The organism is Paenibacillus plantiphilus (genome assembly GCF_927798095.1).
Classification (GTDB): Bacteria; Bacillota; Bacilli; order Paenibacillales; family Paenibacillaceae; genus Paenibacillus_Z; species Paenibacillus_Z plantiphilus.
Genome location: NZ_CAKMMF010000018.1, coordinates 99763 through 120853, shown reverse-complemented (window position 1 = coordinate 120853; position 21091 = coordinate 99763). Strand labels below are relative to the sequence as shown.

The following is a 21091-nucleotide window of genomic DNA, read 5'->3' as shown; positions in this document are numbered from 1 at the left end:
CGTTAAAAAGAGGTATTCTTCGTGATTATTTGGGCCATTCTCATTTGTCAAGATGATTTTGTGATAATAGCGTGCGATTTAGTGAAGTTTCTAGTATTTGGAGTCAACTGCATAAGTCATGAAAAAAATTAAGATTAATTCAATTTTCTACAATAAAATGAATGGGAGCGCAGTACCGTGAAAGTGCCTGTCGATCTGTGGTAAACTAGAAGAGCAGCAAAGGTTTTGAATGCTAGATTGGATGGCGGAGGAGTCGATCTCATGTCTTTTTTCGATAAAGTTAAACAAGGTGCGTCAGATGCGGCGAAGAAAGCGCAGCAAACGGTAGAAATTACGCGGCTGAAGTCGCAAATCTCCGGCAAGGAGAAAGAGATGGAGAAGCTATTTCTCTTGATGGGCGAGACGGTCTATCGAGCTCATGAAGGGGGAGATATCGATTCCTCTGATAATGAAATTGCAACTTTATGCGAGGGGCTCGACGCCCTGAAGCTGGAAATTCAAATGCTGGACGAGCGCATTAAGAACATTCGGTTTGAGAAAAGCTGCTCTTGCGGCAAGGTCGTCCCGCTGGATGCCAGATTTTGTCCGGGCTGTGGAACTGAGCTGATGGAGGAGCCTAAGCCTGAGACGACCTTCGGCGAGATTCGCATTATTTGTAGCGCTTGCTCCACGGAGAATGATCTGACAGCGAAGGCATGCTTCGCCTGCGGTCAGGCATTGTCCTCGGGGACGCCGGATGAATCAGGCTATCGATAGATGACTATACAAAAGCAGCTCCCTATGAAACGCTGGCCGTTTCATAGGGAGCTGCTTTTTTGATGTTCCTGCTGCTGCCAGAGCGGAGGGACGGAGGGTTTCTGGAGAAACGAAGTGTTCGCCTTTAAAGCCCGATTTCAACCTATTATTCTACAATATAAGAAATCGGGCTTTAACAGCGATTGGAAGAACCCTCCGAACCCGCAGCGGGCTCATCAACCGCTAATGTCAGCTCTGAGCCATAGGGATTTTGAACAGGGACAAACTTGTTGCGCGACCGCATAAAAGTGAGCCCATTGCCAACACTGTTTCTCTAGACCCACACGATTGTCATCGAGTATGATACGTAGGTAATGAACGGTAACCAATCGGAGGCAATCCGAATTTACATAAGGTAGAGAGGTGTAAAAAGCGGATGGACCAATATCAAGAGATCAAGCAAGGTGAAAAGGGAGCTATGGTGAGCATCGGCGCTTACATCATTCTGTCTGGCCTAAAGCTCGCCGCAGGCTACGGATTCGCTTCAGCTGCGCTCGTGGCGGACGGCTTCAACAATCTGACAGACATCGTGGCATCGACGGCCGTGCTTATCGGATTGCGAATATCGCAGAAGCCGCCGGATAATGACCATCCCTATGGACATTTTCGCGCGGAGACAATTGCAGCGCTCGTGGCGTCCTTCATTATGGCGACTGTTGGCATACAAGTGCTGATTAGCGCAGGCAGCTCCTTGTTCGCTGATCACAGGACAACGCCGAATCTGATTTCGGCCTGGGTAGCGCTCGGTGCGGCGGCTTGCATGGCTGCCGTGTATATGTACAACAGGAAGCTTGCCAGAAAGATAAATAATCAAGCGCTCATGGCGGCAGCCAAGGATAATCTGTCCGATGCGCTGGTCAGTGTTGGCGCTGCTGTAGGCATTATCGGCTCACAGCTTGGATTGCCTTGGCTTGATCCCGTGGCGGCGCTCGCTGTCGGGCTCATTATTTGCAAGACGGCCTGGGATATCTTTTACAGCTCGACACATGCGCTTACGGACGGATTCAATGAAAAGGAATTAATTACGCTGCGCGGGACGATTGAGAAAACGCATGGTGTTCGCTCCATTAAGGATATTAAAGCAAGAGTGCATGGCAGCAATGTTCTTATCGATGTTGTCGTTCAGGTGGACCCGCAATTAACGCTTGTCGAGAGCCACCAGATCAGCGATGAGATCGAGCGGCGAATGGAGCGCAAGCATAATATTATGAGCGTTCATGTTCATGTGGAGCCGCTGAGCCCCGAGCAGTCAGATGCTCTGCTGTCGGAGAAGCTTCGTCCGAATTGAGCGAGCTTGCTCGCATGTGGTCGACCGCCAACCGCCGTCATGCAGCTTTCGCACCGCACGTTTCGAGCTGGGAGTGGTGTGAGAGATGTATATAGGAGGTGCAAGAAGCCGGGTGCTCTCATCCGGCTTCTTATTTATGCATGGCTTTGTTAAACCTTAATGTTGATATTTGACATTACGAACGAATGTTCTATAATGGAGGTAACAATTCGGTGGACTCAAACGTGCTTTGCACGGATTCCTGGCGGGCATTCAGCTCCTATGCGAATGCAAAAGGCTGGGCTCATTACCGATTCAAGTCCGATGGAAAACAACGTGTCAAAGGCGTGTATCATATCCAGAATGTAAACAGCTATCATATCGGCTTGAAGAAATGGATGGACCGCTTCAATGGTGTTGCAACCCAATATTTGCAGCATTATTTGGATAAGAAAAATATGTTGATCAAATCGTGCCTGTTTACTGTAACCGACACGAATACCAAACTTAGGCTTTCTGCTTATTCTTGTTAAGCGAACGGTCAGGAATGCGTGATAATCTGAGGAATAGAATGTAACAAAGTAAAGGGGTTAATGATGAATAGAATTGTAGTCGTTACGGTAGGTAAAACACATAGTGGTAAGACGACATTCGCTAAACAATTAGAATTGCAGTTGAAAAATGCAATAATTATTGACCAAGACAATCACGCATCGTTCATTAACGCTTACTACAAGTCCTTACGCCCGAAAGAAGGTCCGAATACGCTAAAATATGCAGTTACTCAAACAATAGTCGATTATGCGGTAAATCAGACCGATTGTCACCTCGTTCTATGTAATTCTAATCTTGAACGAAAAGGTCGTATGGACTTACTGGGCTATTTTCGAAACAAAGGGTTTATAACCATTCTGGTCTATTTTGATATTCCAGATGACGAACTTTATTTACGGATAACAGAAAGCCAGCGTAGCAAAGACATTTTTCGGAGTGCTTCAACGTTTGAGGATGTGCTTGCTCGACAACAAAAGAGCGAAGCATCGGCTCCAAATATAAGCGAAGCCGACCACCTCTTTGTAGTCAGCCGTAACGAAGAAGATGTGCCGATGGTTATTAAGAAGATTACGGAAATCCCAGAACTTATGTAATACCCTCTTTGCTCAAGAAATTGTTCACTAAATCGAGGAACGATAGCTCAATAAACCGCCTTTTCAACAAGGCGGTTTTCTTGTGGTCAAATATCAACATTGGAATTTAACATAACCTTATGCATAAAAAAATTTGGCTCAAAGCGAAAGCGATCGGAAGAACCCTCTGCCCCGTAGCGTCCCCCCCCTCCGCGCTGGAAGTCAGGCACTGATTTCTGTTTTGAGCCAAAATTTTATAACGATATCTGTATATTGGTTGATCGGATTGAATATAAGGTTAATAAGGTTATAGGATGCTATGCCCGCTAATAAGGAGGGATTGTTAATGCTCGTACCAGTGGAATCCAAGCAAATTGCCTTTTGCTCGTATGACGAGAAGGAAGAAAAGCTGCATTTGTACTATCATACGGGTGAGGTGACCACGTTCTCCTCGATTGTGAGAGCCGAATTTCAGGCGGTGTTGGAGTCGAGCAACCGTTATGATGCGCTTATGCGGGTTGCCCGCAAATACGAGCCTGTGACCGTAGTGGATGAGACGCCGACCGAGGCTGAAATCCCGGTATGGAACAATTTGTAGAGCGGACAGCTGTGAATAAGGGAAATTGCGGCAATATGATGCCAATTGGAGCGGTTGGTTCTATTTACCAAGCGGTCTGCGATGGTTGTTCAGTTAGTTCGAAAGTCTTATGGATCGGAATGGTCTACAAGGAAATGTAAAGGGTCTCAAAGCAATATGTGCCAAGGGTTATAAAGGAAGGCGCCGATGCGGCGTCTTCTTATTTTTTTGGATAAAAAGTGTTGTTCGTGGTTCTTTCTGACCATAATGCACAATGCGAAATGAGACGATCGGACGATAGGTGACATGTCAGGTCATCCGTACAATGGTCATATACACCTTATGTTTCAGGGGCATGAAAGGAGCGATGCGTGCAAGCGTGATTCATTAATTATGACAATTGTGGAAGGTCAAACCTCTATTTGGCAAGCATCTACGAACAACCATCCTATTTGAAAATGGAGGAATTTTACCATGAAGAAAGTCTTGGCATCATTCATGACTTTAATTCTTGCTGCCCTGCTTGTTATCCCAGTCTCGCCTGCAGCTGCTAATACGGGTCTCGTAGGCGAGGTTCAAAGCAGTGTCAGCTTTCGCGACCGTCCTTCAACCTCATCTACGGTCATGAAATATTTGAAGAAGGGCAGCAAAGTTGCCATCCTGGAAGAGGTTAACAGCTATTGGTACAAGGTTCAAGATAATAGCGGACAGATCGGGTATATATCAACGTCCAGTAAATATATTGAAGTTGTTAGGAATTCAAACGGCAATTCCGGAAACTCCGGCAATACAGGAACTGCTGGGAATGCGGTGATCGTAGCATCTGTTTCCTTCCGTGAAGCGCCTTCGACGGATAGCAGAAGAATTCGTTATCTGAGCAAGGGAGAGAAGGTCACGGTAACAGCTCAGCCGAACAGCTACTGGTATGAGGCGAAGGATTCGAGCGGTGTTAAGGGATATATTAGCGCGCGGGCAGAGTACATACAGGTGAACGGCAGTCTGCCTGGCGGTGGCCAGCAGGGCGGCGGTCAACAGCAGCCTGGAGGTTCTGCACAGGTGGAGAAGATAATCACAGCAGGGATGAGCTTTCTTGGTACACCCTATGAATTCGGCTCAGATCGGAATTCAACTGCGACGTTCGACTGCTCGGATTTTGTTCGGACGGCTTTCATGGCGGGCATTGGAGTGAAGCTTCCAGCCGATTCCCGTCAACAAGGGAGTTATGTGAAGGACAAAGGCAATGTGAAGACGAACTGGAGCGGGCTGAAACGTGGCGATCTGATGTTCTTCATGTCTTATAAAGGAGCCTCGGCATCCTCATATGCCGGTGTTAACAAATCTACGGCCACCATTACGCATGTTGGCATCTACTTGGGCGACGGCCGTATTCTTCACACGTACTCCAAAGAATCCGGCGGCGTTCGCGTCAACGATATTGCAGGCACGCATTGGGAGCACCGCTTCTTGTTCGGGGGAAGCGCGCTTTAAGCTGAAATGAAAAACCTCCTCAACCAGAAGGAATACTGTGGTTGAGGAGGTTTTTATATTTAGCGCTGCACCTTACGGGCAGGAAGCTTCAGGGCCGTCGGCAGCATTTATGCTACTCTCGTGGCTGACGTCTTGCAACTCCGCTTTCGATTGCGGCGTGAATGACGCGACGACGAATTTCGTCGACAATGCGCTGGTTGAATACACTTGGAATAATGTAGAGCTGGCTAAGCTCCTCTTCACTGATAACAGAGGCGATCGCCTCTGCAGCCGCCAGCTTCATCGCCTCATTGATGCTGCTGGCACGACAATCCAGCGCGCCGCGAAATATGCCGGGAAAGCAGAGGACATTGTTGATCTGGTTGGGATAATCGGAACGTCCTGTGGCGATGACGCCAACGATGTCCTCAACCGTTTCTGGACGGATCTCCGGCTCTGGATTCGCCATCGCAAAGACGATCGGGCTGGCGCTCATCGTTTCCACATCCTCTCGCTTCAGAATGCCGCCAGCTGACAGACCGATAAACACATCGGCGCCATTCAGCGCCTCGGCGAGCCCTCCGCTAATCCGTTCTTCATTCGTATGCTCGGCATACCATTGCCACATGCCATTGGGATAATGGCGATCACGCGTCAGTATGCCTTCGCGGTCTACGCCGATAACATGTCTGGCGCCGCCGGCGAGCAGCATTTTGGTGCAGGCTGTACCGGCAGCCCCAATGCCGCAAACAACGATGCGCGCCTCTTCGATTCTGCGCCCGGTGAGCTTGAGTGCGTTGAGCAATCCAGCATAGAGGACGACAGCCGTTCCGTGCTGGTCATCATGGAAGACGGGAATATCCAGCTCTTCGCGCAGGCGCTGTTCGATCTCGAAGCAGCGGGGGGCAGCGATGTCCTCAAGATTTATGCCGCCGAATGCGGGAGCGATTGCTTTGACAGCAGCGATGATCCCCTCTGTATCCTGTGTGTCCAGACAGATAGGGAATGCATCCACATCGGCGAACTGCTTGAACAGCATTGCTTTGCCTTCCATGACCGGCATCGCCGCATAGGGTCCAATATTGCCTAGCCCGAGTACAGCGCTGCCGTCGGAGACAACAGCAACCATATTGCGTTTGACAGTCAACGTGAAAGCTTTGCTGGGGTCTTCATGGATCGCATTGCAGACACGCGCGACCTCCGGCGTATAGACTCGGGATAAGTCGTCGCGATTCACAATTGGAGTCTTGGGCTGAATGGCAATCTTGCCGCCAAGATGAAGAAGAAAGGTGCGGTCCGAGATGTTCACAAGTCGGATGCCTGGCAGCTCTTCGATGGCTTGGGCAATTCGCTGCGAGGTGTCCGAATGGGCAATCTTCACGGTAAGGTCGCGTGTCGTTCGTTCACGGCTTGTATGTATGACGTCAATCGCGATGATATCGCCGCCTGCACGTTCAATAGCTGTTGCCGCACTTCCGAATTGCGCTTTCCCCGTATCCAGCTCAAGACGCAATATGATCGTTTTTCCATCCAACGGTTGTTTTCTCATCTTCATCATGCCTCCTGTAGCCATCATAAGCATCTCACGTTTGTTTACCCTTCAGAAGAGCAGCCTATTCAGAATCATATAGAGAAAAAACATGCCGTCATTGCATAAGCTGCAAGACGGCACGGGAGCATTGCATCGGATTATATTGAAGATTGCGCTTGGATAGAAGGTCCCGTCTATGCTGAATTGAGGTATAGGGCTCTTGAATAAGCGAGAACCATTTGTCAATTGTGTCTGAAGAGATGAGCATTTCGCCAAAGCCGCTTTCTACGAAATATTCGCAATTGACCTCTTCCTGACCGGGAATCGGCTCATAGAACAGCATCGGAATCCCTTTGCTCAGCCCTTCTGTACAGGTCATGCCGCCAGGCTTGGTAATAAGCAGGTCGGACACGTCCATCAGCTTGCTGACCTCACGGGTAAAACCGAGCACTTTAATGTTGGGATGCTGGTAAATGGGGTCGGCAAGCATCTTCTCTCTGGCCTTCTCGTTGCTGCCAACGCAGTAGATCAACTGGATCGAGTCCCGCCATCCCGCCATATATTTAAGCAGATTGTCACTGTACATGATTCCCCAGCCTCCGCCCATAATAAGGACTGTTGGCATTGGCTTCAAGTCGAATTGGGGCTGAATCTCCGACTTGTCATTCGTGCGCCAGAAGTTCGGGTGGACAGGAATGCCGGTTACTTCTACTCGACTGGAAGGAATGCCGCGATCCGTCAGCTTCTTCTTGACTAGTGAAGTAGAAACCAGATATTTGGTGACCTCAGGACTGGTCCAGGTTCCGTGGGCATCGTAATCTGTAATGAGCGTATATAAGGGAACATCCAATCCAAGCCGCTTCAATCGGCATACGACCGCATTCGGAACAGGGTGCGTACAGACGATGAGATCAGGTTTGAGCTGGGAGATGACTTGTGCTGTTTGGGTATAAAATATGCGATGAAGAGCAAGTTGAGTGAATCGATTCAACGATTTCTTGTATTGTCTCCGATATACAATTCCGACGAGCTTAGGCTGCTTGCTGACGGTCTTCTTATAGGCGGAAATAATTAATGGACCGATAACCGGGTTCAGGAAATTACCCAGTTCAATAACTCGCGTAACAATATTAGGATTCAGTTCCCTAATTCCGACAGCAAGTGCATAGGCTGCCTGGGTATGTCCGGAACCGAAACCTTCAGAGAGCAGAAGCACTCTTTTTTTACGCATCTTCTCACCTACTTTTCCTTATACTCATTTTACGATGCAACATGACCTGAATACAAGACATGAAATTAGGTTTGCTTGCTATTTGTACATTAATTTATGTTAAAATTTATTTGTAAATTAAGTTTTGCGGCGGGACGTATTATCGTAATCTCGCTATCCTATACGACGAAAGGAGATACGGAAAAGATGCACAACGATGATAAATTTCTGCCGGAGGCGGGATCAACCGTTTTCATAAGCGTGAAATCAGGCGAATATATAGGTGAGGTAGTGGAGGAGGGCACGCCTCGCGCGCTTGTAAAGGTGCTTGCTGTATTGAAGCATCCCGAACAGGGGGATTTGCACAATCCGTATAATCCGGATGTTCCGATGTTCCACGAACGGCGCGCGCTCAGCTACACAGAGAAGACCAATGTGCCGCTAAGCGACATCCGTCCTTATTATGGAGCAGTGCCGGAATATAAGGCGTCGCTGCTGCAGGCTGTGGAGAAGGAAATTGCGGCGCTTGATCGTTTGAAGCGCTGGGCTGATCGTGGATTGGAGCAGCTTGAAGGACTCGCTCAAGAATATCGCAAGTAGGAGAGGGGCTGGGATGAATGAATAGAATAAGTCTTTCGATGGCGAGGGATATTTACGCCCGAATTACAGACATCTCAAAAAATCCTGTAGGTGAAGTCACGGATGGCCCGCAATTTGACAAATATTTGCTGATGTCCAATCCCCGCTTGCTTGGGAGCATCTCGGCCGAGCTGGCGACACGGATTCCGGTGGGGACCGAGGTGCTTGCCGGCATAGAGCTGGGCGGCATTCCGCTCGTGACAGTGCTATCGATGGAAACGAATATTCCAGCGGCATTCATTCGCAAGCAGGCCAATGATGCATTGAATTGCAAGCTCACTGAAGGAACCAATACGATCGGGAAGCGCGTATGTATTGTGCATGATGTGGTCGTAACCGGCAGCCACATCGTACGGAGCGTGAATGCATTGCGAGAGGGCGGCGCCATCGTCCGTGATGTTATATGCATCATCGACAGCATCCCTGAGGCACGCGCGAAGTTTGAAGCAGAAGGGCTGCGCTACAACGCGCTGTTCACAATGGAGCAGCTCGTCCTGGCCGGTGAATCGGAGTGAGTGTTGGAATGCTACGTGCTGGCTGGTGAATGGAGTGAGAGTCGGATTGTATCGAGTTGGCTGGTAAATGGAGCGAGAGTTGGATTGCTACGTGCTGGCTGGTGATTACGAGTATAGGGAGAGACTAACAGTGGTGGAGCATTCGAAAAAAACAGTTGATCGCAAAACGCTAATCGTGGATGCGGCTGCCCAGTCGTTTGCTACGTTCGGCTATAAGGCAACAACTATGGACCTTGTTTCTAGAATTGCAGCTGTAGGCAAAGGAACAATATATACCTTTTTCGATACGAAGGAGGATTTGTTCGGGGCAATTATGGATCAGCTGGTAGCACAGCTAGGATCGCTGGCCCAGAGAACGCTTGATCACGATAAATCGTTTTTCGGTAATTTGGCGGCAATTCTGCATGAGCTGCTTCAGTTTAGGGAAAAGCATGCGCTAATCGTCAAGCTGTCGCATGAAGTGCGGGATATCGGTACGCCAATGGCGAGGGAAGGGCTGGAGAAGCTGGAGAATGCTATTATCGGGTTTATTCAACAGGAGGTTGTCCTTGCAATTGAGAAGGGGGAGCTGCGTGAGGTTGACCCGGCTTTGACTGCATTTCTGATGCTGCGGATGTATGTGGCTCTCACTACTGAATGGAGTCAGCGCCATGAACCGTTAAGCAAGGATGAAATTGCGGAATATTTCGTAGCCGTAATGAAATCCGGAGTAGCCTCTTAAAGAAGACGGCTGCTCGCTCGAATTTGTTCATCTGAATGATGGGATCAAGCTCAAGCTTCGCGTGTACTCCTACTGCCATCATCAGGCCATTCAATGGCTATTGAACAAACAAGTTAACCGTGCTTGCATACCTGAAAAACCAGCTAATTGATACAAGTGTCGCAGAATCGGCTTCATCTGCAGCTGTAAGACTGAAAAACCGCCTAACAGCACGGAAAAGTGGAGCGAGTTGCGCTGTAAGCTTGAAGAAACATCTTACATACAATAAAACGCTGTAGAATCGGCTTCATACGTCGCTGTAAGACTGAAAAACCGCCTAACAGCACGGAAAAGTAGAGCCAGCTGCGCTGTAAGCTTGAAAAACCCTCTTACAGAGATAATAAGACGCTGTAGAATCGGAATCAACTGCCGCTGTAAGACTGAAAACCGCATTATAGCACGGAAAAGTGGAGCCAACTGTGTTCTACGCCGCTGATTAATAATGCGGGGGGCGCTTATGATGCGAAAATGCAAGTTAGCGGATGGTTGTACAGAGAAAGAGCAGCGATCGCATCCAAAAGGCGATCACTGCTCGGCTGGTGTGGAGCTGCTGATGGGATCTATTCCGGTGTGGAGCTGCTGAAGTTATCTGTCCCGAGGGGGTGCAGATGATGTTATTTATTAATGAACACTGTGCCAATTGGTTTGCGGTACTCGACTTGATAGCCTAGCCCTTTGGAAAGTGCGGCGAGCGGCAGATAGGTGACGGCGTTGTTCCCTGACTTCGCAAGATATGCGGGCACGGCGAGCGGGACCTCTTGACCGTTTACTTTCATCGAGGGTGCGCCAATGCGGAATGCGACCTCTTTATTGCCTGCTTTGATCGTAGCGGTCTGAGTCTTGCTGTCCCATGTCAATGCTGCATTCATGGCGTTAGCCAGATCCCGCATCGGAAGGAAGGTTGTATTGCTTTTGAGCACCGGCTTGTTGGCGCCAGTCAGCTTCTTGCCATCAATGATGACATGCAGCGGTTCGCCTGCCGCGAGCTTCTCAGGCTGTCTGTACTCGCCCCAAATTTCCTCCGCGAACACTTGGCCCATGACTTGATAGCCAGCCTGCTGAGGGTGAATATCGCCTTTGACGATGCCAGTGTAGATCAATTCTTTGCCCGCGAATGGCTCCGATACGTTTACTGTATCAATCTTCGTTCCTTCATTCCTCAACGTGTCTGCAAGTGACTCCACGCTCTCCTTCAGCTTGGCGACCCCTCCGAGAAGTACAGCATATTGCTCCTCAGTTATGGCCTTGTTGACAACAGAAGGCTTTGGCACAGGCAAATACTGATCCGAAATAATGATGCGAGCTGTCGGATTGATGGCGATGATGGAACGAAGGGATGCTTCAAGCGATGTCTCGTAGGCTGCCAGCACCTCGTCAAAACGATTTGTAAGCTGCTCGGTTGTCAGCGGGCCCTGCCTGACCGCTTCGATGATAGAAGTAAAGTCATTGCCGCCGATTGTCATGACGATCAGGTCGGCTCCCTGTAGCGCGGTCTTGAGCGCCGCGGATTTGGCTATGGTTGCGGAGGCTAGCGGATAGCTGGATAAATTGTTCTGCGCTTCCTCTGCGGTGATTGCGTTGCCTTGTGCTGTCGCATTCAGCCAGGCCTGTAATCCGGCAGACTTCAATCCCATTACTCCGAAGTTCTGGATCGATACTCTTCCGTGATAGAGAGCTTGCTCATAAACCCGATCCACATAGCCGTAAGGCACGGAGCTCTCCGTCATGCCAGGCTCATAGCCAACTGTGAGCGAATCTCCAACTGCGACGATATCGAGTGCTTCAATCGCTACTGCACCAGCGGCGTCAGACGCAAAGGCTTGCGCGCCCACATTGCCGACTGTACTCGCATTGACTATCGTACCGACAACGTCAGCAAAGGCTTGCGCGCGTGCCTCCATGCTGCTGTAATTCGCGCTCATGCTGGCAGCCTTCATGCCTGCCAGCGCATTCGTTTTCGTTTCGACATTCGCTTCGGCATAAATTGCGCTGCTCACGCTTGTAGTTCCGACGATCAGGGAAGCTGTCAGAATGGCAGCCGGGAGCGCCTTTTTCCTCAATTTTCTATACAACGAACACACATCCTTTTGATATAGTAAGAAGGCAAGTAAGACAAAATCCGTTAAAGAACTCTTATCACAACCATAAAAATATTAAATTGATATCGCTATGGGGTGATGATAAAATAATACAATACCGAAAATCCGATTGTGCAGCAATTTATCAACCTCTGGATGCTGGCGGTAATGGCATGCTGACATGCCGTGAACAGCGTCTTTTTTTGTCAGCAATACTTGTTCATTATTCGACGGTTTGTTATATTGTAACCTTCTATTGCTTTCTATTCTAAGCGATAATGTGTCGAAAATGAAGCCGGACCTTATGAATGTTATCACAAAAATTTATGGATAGAAGGGTGTACGCAATGAAAGAGAATCGTTTGGGTTTGCCGCCGAAGCAAGGCCTCTACGATCCGCAGTTTGAGAAAGACGCTTGCGGTATGGGCTTTGTAGCTAACATTAAAGGAATTAAATCACACACCATCATTCAGCAGGCGCTGACGGTACTTGAGAATATGGAGCACCGGGGCGGCCAAGGCAGCGAGCCGAATACTGGCGATGGCGCAGGCATTATGCTGCAAATCCCACATGCCTTTTTCGCCCGTGAAATGAAGGGTCAGGGCATTGAACTGCCGGCAAACGGAGACTATGCGGTAGGCATGTTGTTCTTGTCGCAGGATGACAATGTCCGTGCAAGCCATGAGAGCCAACTGGAGCGCATTATTCGTGAGGAAGGCCAGACGCTGCTTGGCTGGCGGACGGTTCCGACGAACGATGCGAAGCTTGGCGATTCCGCTAAAGCGGTGAAGCCGTATGTGCGCCAAGTATTTATCGGCAAGAATGAAGGGCTCAAAGACGAGCTGTCGTTCGAGCGCAAAATCTATGTGATCCGCAAACGCGCAGAGCAAGTGATTCGCTACTCTGGCGAGGAAGGCGCGGATACGTTCTACTTCTCCAGCATGTCGAGCAAGAAGGTCGTTTACAAAGGAATGCTTACGACAGAGCAGGTTCGTTCCTTCTACACGGATATGAACGATGAGACGATGGAGACGGCAATCGCGCTTGTTCACTCCCGTTTCTCGACAAACACATTCCCAAGCTGGGAGCGCGCGCATCCATACCGCTACCTGATTCACAACGGAGAGATTAATACGCTCCGCGGCAATGTCAACTGGATGCATGCCCGCCAAACGATGTGCGAGAGCGAATTGTTCGGCGCGGATATGGACAAAATCAAACCGATCATTAACCCTGACGGCTCTGATACAGCAATGTTTGATAATACACTGGAGTTTCTATACCTCTCTGGCCGGTCCCTGCCTTATGTGGCCATGATGATGGTTCCTGAGCCATGGTCCAACCACGAAAGCATGAACGATGACAGAAAAGCATTCTACGAATACCACAGCTGCCTGATGGAGCCTTGGGATGGACCTGCCGCAATGGCATTCACCGATGGCACTCAAATCGGCGCAATCCTCGATCGCAATGGTCTTCGCCCTGCTCGTTACTACGTAACGAAGGACGACGTTATTATACTTGGCTCCGAAGCGGGCACGGTTCCTATTGACCCTGAGAATATTCTATACAAAGATCGTCTTCGTCCAGGCCGCATGCTGCTTGTTGACACGAAGGAAGGCCGCATTATTTCTGACGAAGAGGTTAAAGCCGGGGTTGCAGCCGAGAACCCTTATCGCGAATGGCTGGATGAGCATCTGGTTGGATTGGATGATCTGCCGGAAGCGCCGGAATTGCCTGAACCGAACCATGCTACGGTGCAGCAGCGCCAGCAAGCATTCGGCTATACATTTGAGGATCTGCGGAAGGTGCTTGAGCCTATGGCTGGAAGCGGCGTAGAACCAATTGCTTCGATGGGCTATGATGCTCCGCTCGCTATTCTGTCCGAGCGTCCGCAGCGACTGTTCAACTATTTCAAGCAAATGTTTGCACAAGTCACGAATCCGCCTATCGACGCGATTCGCGAGGAGATTATTACAGCCACAGGCACAACGATCGGACCAGAGCGCAATTTGCTTAATCCGGAGCCTGAGAGCTGCCGCCATATTCGTCTTGCATCGCCGGTGCTTTCGAACGAGGAGTTTGCTAAGCTGCGTCATGTGCGTCGTCCAGGCTTCAAAGCAATTACAATACCGACTCACTTCACAGCGTCTGAAGGCGAAGCTGGAATACGCGCTGCAATTGCGCAAATGTATGAGGCTGCAGATCGGGTTATTGCCAAAGGACATAACATTCTTATTCTGTCCGACCGTGGAATAGACCGTGAGAATGCCGCTATTCCATCCCTGCTAGCCGTCTCATCACTGCATCACCATCTGATTCGCCAAGGCACGCGCACCAAAGTAAGTATCCTGCTGGAATCCGGCGAGCCGCGCGAGGTGCATCACTTTGCACTGCTGCTCGGTTACGGAGTCAGTGCGGTGAATCCATACCTGGCGTTTGAATCGCTTGATGACATGATTCGCCAAGGCATGCTTAGAGGGGTTACGCACGAGAAAGCAGTCAAAAACTTCATCAAAGCAGCGACCAAGGGCATCGTGAAGATTTTGTCCAAAATGGGTATCTCCACAATCCAATCGTATCGCGGAGCGCAAATTTTCGAAGCGGTAGGTTTGAAGGAAGAGCTTGTCGACGAGTACTTCACTTGGACGCCGTCACGTATCGGCGGTATCGGTCTGGACGTTATCGCGTCTGAGACGCTGTCGCATCACAATCGCGCCTTCACAGAGCAAGAGGGCGGCGAGAAGGAACTGGATTCCGGCGGTGATTACCAATGGCGCAAGGATGGCGAAGACCATCTGTTCAGCCCGCAGACGATTCATACGCTGCAGATGGCGTCACGCTCCAATGACTATAAGCTGTACAAGAAGTTCTCTGAGCTTGTGCAGGGTGAGAATAAGAAGCATCTGACGCTTCGTTCGCTTCTTGAATTCAATTACAATGCCGATCCTGTGCCATTGGATGAGGTTGAATCGGTGGAATCGATCGTCAAACGCTTCAAAACCGGCGCCATGTCTTACGGTTCGATCAGCAAGGAAGCGCATGAAGCGCTGGCGATCGCAATGAACCGCATTGGCGGCAAATCCAATACAGGTGAGGGCGGCGAGCATCCAGCGCGCTTCATCCCGGATGAGAATGGCGATTCCCGCCGCAGCGCAATCAAACAGGTTGCTTCCGGCCGTTTCGGTGTAACGAGCAACTATTTGGTCAATGCGGATGAAATTCAAATCAAGATGGCGCAAGGAGCGAAGCCTGGTGAAGGCGGACAGCTGCCAGGACGCAAGGTGTATCCTTGGGTTGCCGAGGTTCGCGGATCGACTCCAGGTGTTGGATTGATCTCGCCGCCGCCTCATCATGATATCTACTCGATCGAGGATTTGGCAGAGCTGATTCACGATTTGAAGAATGCGAACCCGCGTGCTCGTATTAACGTGAAGCTCGTTTCTGAGGTGGGCGTCGGCACAATTGCTGCCGGTGTTGCCAAAGGCCGTGCAGATATTATTCTCGTGAGCGGCTACGATGGAGGTACTGGCGCATCGCCGCTGGCATCTATCCGTCACGCAGGTATGCCGTGGGAGCTTGGTCTTGCCGAGACGCACCAGACGCTTATGCTCAACAATCTTCGTGACCGCGTAGTTGTGGAGACAGACGGTAAAATTATGAACGGACGCGACTTGGCTATTGCAGCCCTGCTCGGCGCCGAGGAATATGGCTTCTCAACAGCTCCGCTTATCGTTCTTGGCTGTATCATGATGCGTGTATGTCATCTGGATACTTGTCCGGTTGGCGTTGCGACTCAGAATCCGGAGCTTCGCAAGAAGTTCACGGGCGATCCGGCCCATCTGGCGAACTACATGCTGTTCATTGCACGCGAGCTTCGCGAGATTATGGCAGAGCTCGGATTCCGTACCATTACTGAGATGGTTGGACGTGTAGATCGTCTGGAGACGAAGTCTTTAATCAATCATTACAAATTAAAAGGTCTTGATCTGTCTCCGCTGCTGCATCAGCCTGAGCTGCCGCAGGACGCTGCACGCTATTGTGTACAGGAGCAGAATCACCTTCTGGAAGAGTCGCTTGATATGCAGACTCTGCTTCCGCTGGCGAAGCCGGCATTGGAGAATGGGGAACAGGTTCGGGCAGCGCTGCCAATCACGAATACGAATCGCGTAGTCGGTACGATTGTCGGCAGCGAGGTTACTCGGAAGTACGGCGCTCAAGGCTTGCCGGAGGATACAATTTCATTCCATTTCACCGGTTCTGCTGGTCAGAGCTTCGGAGCATTCGTACCGAAGGGTATTACGTTGACTCTGGAAGGCGATTCCAATGACTATGTGGGCAAGGGACTTTCCGGCGGCAAGATTATCGTAGCGCCATCGTCGAAAGCAACCTTCGTCGCAGAAGAAAATGTCATTATCGGGAATACAGCACTCTATGGCGGAACGAGCGGCGAGGCTTATATTCGCGGTATTGCAGGCGAGCGCTTCGCAGTGCGCAACTCCGGCGTGAAGGTTGTCGTTGAAGGTGTCGGTGATCATGGCTGCGAATATATGACTGGCGGACGCGTTGTTGTTCTTGGCGGCACTGGCCGCAACTTCGCCGCAGGTATGTCGGGCGGCGTCGCATATGTCCTGGATGAGAAGGGCGACTTCTATAAGCAATGCAATCTGGAGATGGTGTTGCTGGAGCGTCTGGAGAATCCGAAGGAAATGGAAGAGCTTCAAGACATGGTTCGTCGTCATGTTCAATATACAGGCAGTGCTGTTGGTGATCGACTGCTGTCCAGTTGGGATGCGGCATTGGCGAAGTTCGTCAAAGTTATTCCTAAGGATTACAAGCGGATGCTGGAGCAAATTGAGAAGATTGAGGAAACCGGTCTGACTGGTGATGCAGCACTTCTTGCAGCATTCGAAGCGAATATGAAAGAACTGGCGCGTGCAGGCGGCAACTAAAGTGGATTGTACTTGTACATGAGCGTTACTTGATTGTCTACCTGCAAAGGTAAAGTGGATCATACATGAGTGTCATGTGATAGAATGCCTGCAAAAGTAAAAGTAAAAGTAAAAAGTACAAAGTAAAAAGTACAAATTCAGGCATTCGCTGTGTAAGGCGTGAAAACCGTGTTACAGCAGGGAAAAGTGGAGCGAAGCACGCTGTAAGCATGAAAAAACCTCTTACAGATGACAAGGCGATGCAAAATCGCCTTCGGCATTCGCTGTAAGGCGGGAAAACCGCGTTACAGCAAGGAAAAATGGAGCGAAGCACGCTGTAAGCGTGAAAAACCCTCTTACAGATGACAAAGCGATGCAAAATCGCCTTCGGCATTCGCTGTAAGGCGGGAAAACAGCGTTACAGCAGGGGAAAATGGAGCGAAGCACGCTGTAAGCGTGAAAAACCCTCTTACAGATGACAAGGCGATGCAAAATCGCCTTCGGCATTCGCTGTAAGGCGTGAATGCCGCGTTACAGCAAGAAATAGTATACGAGGAGCGCTGGTTATTCGAGAAGTAAGTGACGGCTGATGCAGCCCACCGAGAAATGTCTCTTGTGGGACGTCATCGATGTCATGAGTTTTTGCAACAATTGTGCGCTCCTTGCCCCCTTAGGTCTTTAGGAAGAGGCTGTCCCATAAGTCATCAAATGATGACACTAGGGGGCAGCCTCTTCTTCCATTAATCGAACAGCAGCTGGCCATACACGGAGTGTTGCTTATACCTCTCTGCTTCTACCTCTCTGCATTCTATTTCTTGCGTTCATCAGCTCTTTGATGTACGGTAACGGGGCTGTAATTTGTTAAAACGTTTACATATATATTAGAAAATCCTCATTATGTTTAGATGAAAAGCCTTACATTCTAATGTTTCGGTTGATTCGACAAATAGAACAAAAAGATTTCAGTTTCCGACTTCCATATACCGACACCATCTTTCGGACATGTTAGCTATAATTACACTGTTCTTAGATGAAGAAGGGAGAGGGAAATCGCAATGATGCTCATTGTTGAGACGACTGAATACGAGCCATTAATGGAGATAGATATTCGCATATTGCTGGAGCAGGTCTGTATTCCAGAGGAGAGATGGCGGCAAGAGCTCATCTCGTTGGAGTTGGTGGAATGTTGACGTCACGCTGAATCGGCCATTGCTGTAATAAATAACATCTGATTTCATTGACCGACAGATTCTATCAAGCTTCCTAACTTCAATAGCGGAACGCCGCTATTCGTGAATAATAGGAGAGTAGGAGTCGGAGTGTTTATGAAACTTAATAATCTCGACAAGAAAAAGGAGCTAACGATTTCCCCTCAAGATTCCAGCATCGTTGAGCTGGATGTCACAACTATTCTTGAGCAGTTGGGCATCGATTCCTCGAACTGGTCTCGAATGTCTCTTCAACCTAATAACAGCACGCAAAATAAAACAAAACCATAGAAGGCCTATACGGCATCCTATGGTTTTGTTTGTAAGCGGCAATAGGTGCAGATACGGCTAATTGCTGGCACATATCGTCCTGCTGGCCTGTTGATGATGCTGCATGATGCTGTTGCAGATGCTGCTGCAGATGCTGTTGCATGATGCTGTTGCATGCCGCTGCATGATGCTGTTGCAGATGCTGTTGCATGATACTGCTGCATGCTGCTGCATGATGCTGTTGCAGATGATGCTGCATGATGCTGTTGCAGATGATGCTGCATGATGCTGTTGCAGATGATGCTGTTGCAGATGATGCTGCATGATGCTGTTGCAGATGCTGCCGCATGATGCTGTTTCATGATGCTGTTGCAGATGCTGCCGCATGATGCTGTTTCATGATACTGCTGCATGATGCTGTTGCAGATGCTACTGCTGCATGCTGCTGTTTCATGATGCTGTTGCATGCCGCTGCAAGCTGCAAGCTGTGCAACGGCTATATGGTAACTTCACTTCATCATTCTCTCCGCACGAACGAAGGCTATGAATCGGCGAGCTTCCTCAGCTGATAATTTGCGGCCATCTATAGTAAGCGCGAATTTCTGCAGCAATTCCTCATCGGCTAATTCCAACTGGTCAACGAATTCACGTATAGGTTCATCAAGAACGGAATGAGGAGTATTGGTTCGTCCGACAAGGTAGTCAACAGTTACGTGGAACAAATCGGCAAATTTCGATAACGTATCGGTGTCCGGTTCTCTGCGATTCTTCTCATAATGAGACAATGCAGCGCGCGAAATCCCAAGAAATCCTGCTGTCTGTTCTTGAGTCCACCCCCGATCCTCTCTCAATTTAGCAATTACGTTACCCAAGTTCATATGACTCCTCCTTACTAACTATACCAACATATTAATACGAAACGCTTTCAATTGCATGTTATGAAACAAAATGTCGCAATCTTGAAAAAACCATGAAAAAACTATTGACATGTTACGTTCTGTATCGTAAAGTTAACCTAGAAATAGATACAGATTGTATCAATACGCAACATTATCATTGCCGCATTGATCGGATTTTAAACGTATTTCTTCAAATTATGCAGACCCCAGTAATAATACTCCTTGTTCCAGGATGTTGCAAACGATATCTCATATTTATCTTCAATAACTTTCCATATCGGAGGATTACTAGATGGAACTGAAACAATATTATAAAGTCATCAAAAAAAAGCTCTGGCTAATCGCTCTCATTGCCCTCGTTGCATGTGTCTTCACAGCAATAAAAAGCTACTATCTCGTTACTCCTATCTACCAAGCGAATGCCAAACTGATCGCGAATCATTTTCCCCAATCGGATGATGGCGCAACTGTTCAAAGTGTCGGTTCCATACAGTTCACGCTTATGCTTATTAATTCCTATAAGGAAGTTATTCGAACAACAGCCATTATGAATAAGGTTGCAGAGCAATATCCGGAGCTTGAGGTGACGCCAAGACAATTGATCGCAAGCGTCCAGGTAACCTCCGCCAATGATTCGCAAATTATGAATTTAGTCTATAGCGATGTCTCTTATGAACGAGCTGCCACAATCCTTAATGCGATATGCAAAGTATTCAAGCAGGAAGTTCCTCATATTTTCAACGTTGATAATGTGACGATATTAAATGAAGCCATTGTTGAGGAGCCCTCGGGGCCGATCAATATGAACCCTACGAATGACATTCTGATTAGCTTCTTCGTTGCAGTCATGCTCGCGATTGGTCTTATCTTCCTCCTTGATTATTTGGACAATTCTTATAAGACCGAAGCTGAGCTGCAGGAAGAGCTGGACCTGCCGATCCTGGCCGTCATTACAAAAATCAATAATGAGGATCGGAAGAAGACGACGCCTTCAATAACTCAAAAAGCAGGTGATGGCAATTATGCGGCGATCAATCAATGACAACAACTTAATTACGCTCATCAACCCGAAATCCAAAATTTCAGAAGCCTTTCGCTCCTTGCGGACCAATATTCAATACTCAGCGATGGATTCACAGTTGAAGGTCATTATGGTCACCTCCGCCCAGAAGGAGGAAGGGAAAACGACAACGGTCAGCAATCTGGCTGTAGCCTATGCGCAGGAAGGGAAGAAGGTGCTGTTAATAGATACGGATTTGCGCAGGCCGTCTCTCCATCAGGTCTTCATGCAGAGCAATCGCGTCGGATTGACGAGTTTATTAGCGTATCAGCTCAAGTGGCAGGAAGTAGTGAAGGATACGATGCAGGATAATCTATCGATTATTACATCGGGACCGATTCCTCCGAACCCTTCCGAGATGCTCGGAAACCAGCGCATGCAGCTGCTTGTAGAGGAGCTTAGAGAGCATTACGACATTATTCTTATTGATACACCGCCGATTCTGGCTGTTACAGACGGTCTGGTCATCAATTCACTTTGCGATGGCGTCATTCTCGTTGTTATTGCAGGCAAGGTTGAGAAGGAATTGGTCAAAAAAGCGAAAGCGAATCTGGACTATGTGAATGCGCGGATTATCGGCATCGTGTTCAATAAGATCAATCGCAAGGATGTAAAGGCAACACTCAATTATGAATATGGAGTAAGAGACTAGTAACCCGTAAGGCATCACCCGGTTCTCTTAGGTAATGTCTACTGTACCTCTATCACTGTAGGCACTCGGTCATGCTGTGGGTCAACGGACCTTAGACATTATTGT

Annotated in this window: 18 protein-coding genes and 1 pseudogene; 15 read left to right on the top strand and 4 right to left on the bottom strand. The window is 48.9% G+C overall.

The window, feature by feature from the left end; translation table 11 throughout:
* Window positions 1–261: 261 nt before the first annotated feature.
* The 6 genes and pseudogenes from L6H65_RS16555 to L6H65_RS16530 all read left to right on the top strand — a co-directional run bounded on the left by L6H65_RS16555 (window position 262) and on the right by L6H65_RS16530 (window position 5254).
* Window positions 262–756 (top strand): zinc ribbon domain-containing protein, encoded by a 495-nt coding sequence (locus L6H65_RS16555; RefSeq protein WP_236343696.1) that lies wholly within the window; start codon window positions 262–264, stop codon window positions 754–756.
* 415 nt (window positions 757–1171) lie between these two features.
* Window positions 1172–2083 (top strand): cation diffusion facilitator family transporter, encoded by a 912-nt coding sequence (locus tag L6H65_RS16550; RefSeq protein WP_236343695.1) that lies wholly within the window; start codon window positions 1172–1174, stop codon window positions 2081–2083.
* 218 nt (window positions 2084–2301) lie between these two features.
* Window positions 2302–2595 (top strand): annotated as a pseudogene (locus L6H65_RS16545) (IS1595 family transposase); the annotation flags it as partial.
* A 60-nt stretch (window positions 2596–2655) separates the two neighbouring features.
* Entirely contained in the window at window positions 2656–3210 is a 555-nt protein-coding gene (locus tag L6H65_RS16540; RefSeq protein ID WP_307728354.1) for an ATP-binding protein, read from the top strand.
* A gap of 325 nt (window positions 3211–3535) precedes the next feature.
* Window positions 3536–3787, top strand: coding sequence for a hypothetical protein (locus L6H65_RS16535; protein WP_236343694.1), 252 nt, complete (start codon window positions 3536–3538; stop codon window positions 3785–3787).
* A 453-nt stretch (window positions 3788–4240) separates the two neighbouring features.
* Window positions 4241–5254: a C40 family peptidase gene (locus L6H65_RS16530; RefSeq protein WP_236343693.1), complete on the top strand. Its 1014-nt coding sequence runs from the start codon at window positions 4241–4243 to the stop codon at window positions 5252–5254.
* A gap of 112 nt (window positions 5255–5366) precedes the next feature.
* On the opposite strand, the gene L6H65_RS16525 is transcribed toward L6H65_RS16530, so the two are convergent.
* Together L6H65_RS16525 and L6H65_RS16520 are read right to left on the bottom strand one after the other, a co-directional pair.
* A complete protein-coding gene (locus L6H65_RS16525; protein WP_236343692.1) occupies window positions 5367–6782 on the bottom strand; it encodes an NAD-dependent malic enzyme in 1416 nt (471 codons plus the stop codon).
* A 97-nt stretch (window positions 6783–6879) separates the two neighbouring features.
* Window positions 6880–7995, bottom strand: coding sequence for an MGDG synthase family glycosyltransferase (locus L6H65_RS16520; RefSeq protein WP_236343691.1), 1116 nt, complete (start codon window positions 7993–7995; stop codon window positions 6880–6882).
* A 186-nt stretch (window positions 7996–8181) separates the two neighbouring features.
* Between L6H65_RS16520 and kapB the strand changes: the two genes are divergently transcribed.
* From kapB to L6H65_RS16505, 3 genes are all read left to right on the top strand, one after another.
* On the top strand, window positions 8182–8574 hold the full coding sequence (kapB, locus tag L6H65_RS16515) for a kinase-associated lipoprotein KapB (RefSeq protein ID WP_236343690.1): 393 nt from the start codon (window positions 8182–8184) through the stop codon (window positions 8572–8574).
* Window positions 8575–8591: 17 nt separating this feature from the next.
* Entirely contained in the window at window positions 8592–9128 is a 537-nt protein-coding gene (locus tag L6H65_RS16510; protein ID WP_236343689.1) for an orotate phosphoribosyltransferase, read from the top strand.
* Between the two features lie 67 nt (window positions 9129–9195).
* Window positions 9196–9849: a TetR/AcrR family transcriptional regulator gene (locus tag L6H65_RS16505; protein ID WP_236343688.1), complete on the top strand. Its 654-nt coding sequence runs from the start codon at window positions 9196–9198 to the stop codon at window positions 9847–9849.
* A gap of 653 nt (window positions 9850–10502) precedes the next feature.
* Here L6H65_RS16505 and L6H65_RS16500 read toward each other — a convergent pair.
* Window positions 10503–11960, bottom strand: coding sequence for a stalk domain-containing protein (locus tag L6H65_RS16500; protein ID WP_236343687.1), 1458 nt, complete (start codon window positions 11958–11960; stop codon window positions 10503–10505).
* Window positions 11961–12313: 353 nt separating this feature from the next.
* On the opposite strand from L6H65_RS16500, the gene gltB reads away from it, so the two are divergent.
* The 4 genes from gltB (at window position 12314) to L6H65_RS16485 (ending at window position 18661) form a co-directional block, all read left to right on the top strand.
* Window positions 12314–16918 (top strand): glutamate synthase large subunit, encoded by a 4605-nt coding sequence (gene gltB / locus L6H65_RS16495; protein WP_236343686.1) that lies wholly within the window; start codon window positions 12314–12316, stop codon window positions 16916–16918.
* 1034 nt (window positions 16919–17952) lie between these two features.
* On the top strand, window positions 17953–18087 hold the full coding sequence (locus tag L6H65_RS26610) for a hypothetical protein (protein ID WP_290370440.1): 135 nt from the start codon (window positions 17953–17955) through the stop codon (window positions 18085–18087).
* Window positions 18088–18222: 135 nt separating this feature from the next.
* The gene (locus tag L6H65_RS16490; RefSeq protein ID WP_236343685.1) at window positions 18223–18396 is read left to right on the top strand and encodes a hypothetical protein; all 174 of its coding nucleotides are present in this window, start codon (window positions 18223–18225) and stop codon (window positions 18394–18396) included.
* 103 nt (window positions 18397–18499) lie between these two features.
* Window positions 18500–18661, top strand: coding sequence for a hypothetical protein (locus L6H65_RS16485; protein WP_236343684.1), 162 nt, complete (start codon window positions 18500–18502; stop codon window positions 18659–18661).
* 223 nt (window positions 18662–18884) lie between these two features.
* On the opposite strand, the gene L6H65_RS16480 is transcribed toward L6H65_RS16485, so the two are convergent.
* Window positions 18885–19253 carry a helix-turn-helix domain-containing protein gene (locus L6H65_RS16480; protein WP_236343683.1) on the bottom strand — a complete coding sequence of 123 codons (369 nt, stop codon included), beginning with the start codon at window positions 19251–19253 and terminating at the stop codon, window positions 18885–18887.
* Window positions 19254–19566: 313 nt separating this feature from the next.
* Here L6H65_RS16480 and L6H65_RS16475 point away from each other — a divergent pair, with 313 nt between their 5' ends.
* Together L6H65_RS16475 and L6H65_RS16470 are read left to right on the top strand one after the other, a co-directional pair.
* Window positions 19567–20316, top strand: a complete 750-nt coding sequence (locus tag L6H65_RS16475) for a YveK family protein (protein ID WP_236343682.1) — start codon at window positions 19567–19569, stop codon at window positions 20314–20316.
* Window positions 20297–20986 carry a CpsD/CapB family tyrosine-protein kinase gene (locus tag L6H65_RS16470; protein WP_236343681.1) on the top strand — a complete coding sequence of 230 codons (690 nt, stop codon included), beginning with the start codon at window positions 20297–20299 and terminating at the stop codon, window positions 20984–20986. The genes L6H65_RS16475 and L6H65_RS16470 overlap by 20 nt, the downstream gene beginning before the upstream one ends.
* Window positions 20987–21091: the final 105 nt, after the last annotated feature.

Excerpts from the sequence above, each read along its gene's own strand:
- L6H65_RS16555 (WP_236343696.1), top strand. The coding sequence starts at position 262 with ATGTCTTTTTTCGATAAAGTTAAACAAGGTGCGTCAGATGCGGCGAAG.
- L6H65_RS16550 (WP_236343695.1), top strand. The coding sequence starts at position 1,172 with ATGGACCAATATCAAGAGATCAAGCAAGGTGAAAAGGGAGCTATGGTG.
- L6H65_RS16540 (WP_307728354.1), top strand. The coding sequence starts at position 2,656 with ATGATGAATAGAATTGTAGTCGTTACGGTAGGTAAAACACATAGTGGT.
- L6H65_RS16535 (WP_236343694.1), top strand. The coding sequence starts at position 3,536 with ATGCTCGTACCAGTGGAATCCAAGCAAATTGCCTTTTGCTCGTATGAC.
- L6H65_RS16530 (WP_236343693.1), top strand. The coding sequence starts at position 4,241 with ATGAAGAAAGTCTTGGCATCATTCATGACTTTAATTCTTGCTGCCCTG.
- L6H65_RS16525 (WP_236343692.1), bottom strand. The coding sequence starts at position 6,782 with ATGAGAAAACAACCGTTGGATGGAAAAACGATCATATTGCGTCTTGAG.
- L6H65_RS16520 (WP_236343691.1), bottom strand. The coding sequence starts at position 7,995 with ATGCGTAAAAAAAGAGTGCTTCTGCTCTCTGAAGGTTTCGGTTCCGGA.
- kapB (WP_236343690.1), top strand. The coding sequence starts at position 8,182 with ATGCACAACGATGATAAATTTCTGCCGGAGGCGGGATCAACCGTTTTC.
- L6H65_RS16510 (WP_236343689.1), top strand. The coding sequence starts at position 8,592 with ATGAATAGAATAAGTCTTTCGATGGCGAGGGATATTTACGCCCGAATT.
- L6H65_RS16505 (WP_236343688.1), top strand. The coding sequence starts at position 9,196 with ATGGAGCGAGAGTTGGATTGCTACGTGCTGGCTGGTGATTACGAGTAT.
- gltB (WP_236343686.1), top strand. The coding sequence starts at position 12,314 with ATGAAAGAGAATCGTTTGGGTTTGCCGCCGAAGCAAGGCCTCTACGAT.
- L6H65_RS26610 (WP_290370440.1), top strand. The coding sequence starts at position 17,953 with ATGATGCTCATTGTTGAGACGACTGAATACGAGCCATTAATGGAGATA.
- L6H65_RS16490 (WP_236343685.1), top strand. The coding sequence starts at position 18,223 with ATGAAACTTAATAATCTCGACAAGAAAAAGGAGCTAACGATTTCCCCT.
- L6H65_RS16485 (WP_236343684.1), top strand. The coding sequence starts at position 18,500 with ATGATGCTGTTGCAGATGCTGCTGCAGATGCTGTTGCATGATGCTGTT.
- L6H65_RS16480 (WP_236343683.1), bottom strand. The coding sequence starts at position 19,253 with ATGAACTTGGGTAACGTAATTGCTAAATTGAGAGAGGATCGGGGGTGG.
- L6H65_RS16475 (WP_236343682.1), top strand. The coding sequence starts at position 19,567 with ATGGAACTGAAACAATATTATAAAGTCATCAAAAAAAAGCTCTGGCTA.
- L6H65_RS16470 (WP_236343681.1), top strand. The coding sequence starts at position 20,297 with ATGCGGCGATCAATCAATGACAACAACTTAATTACGCTCATCAACCCG.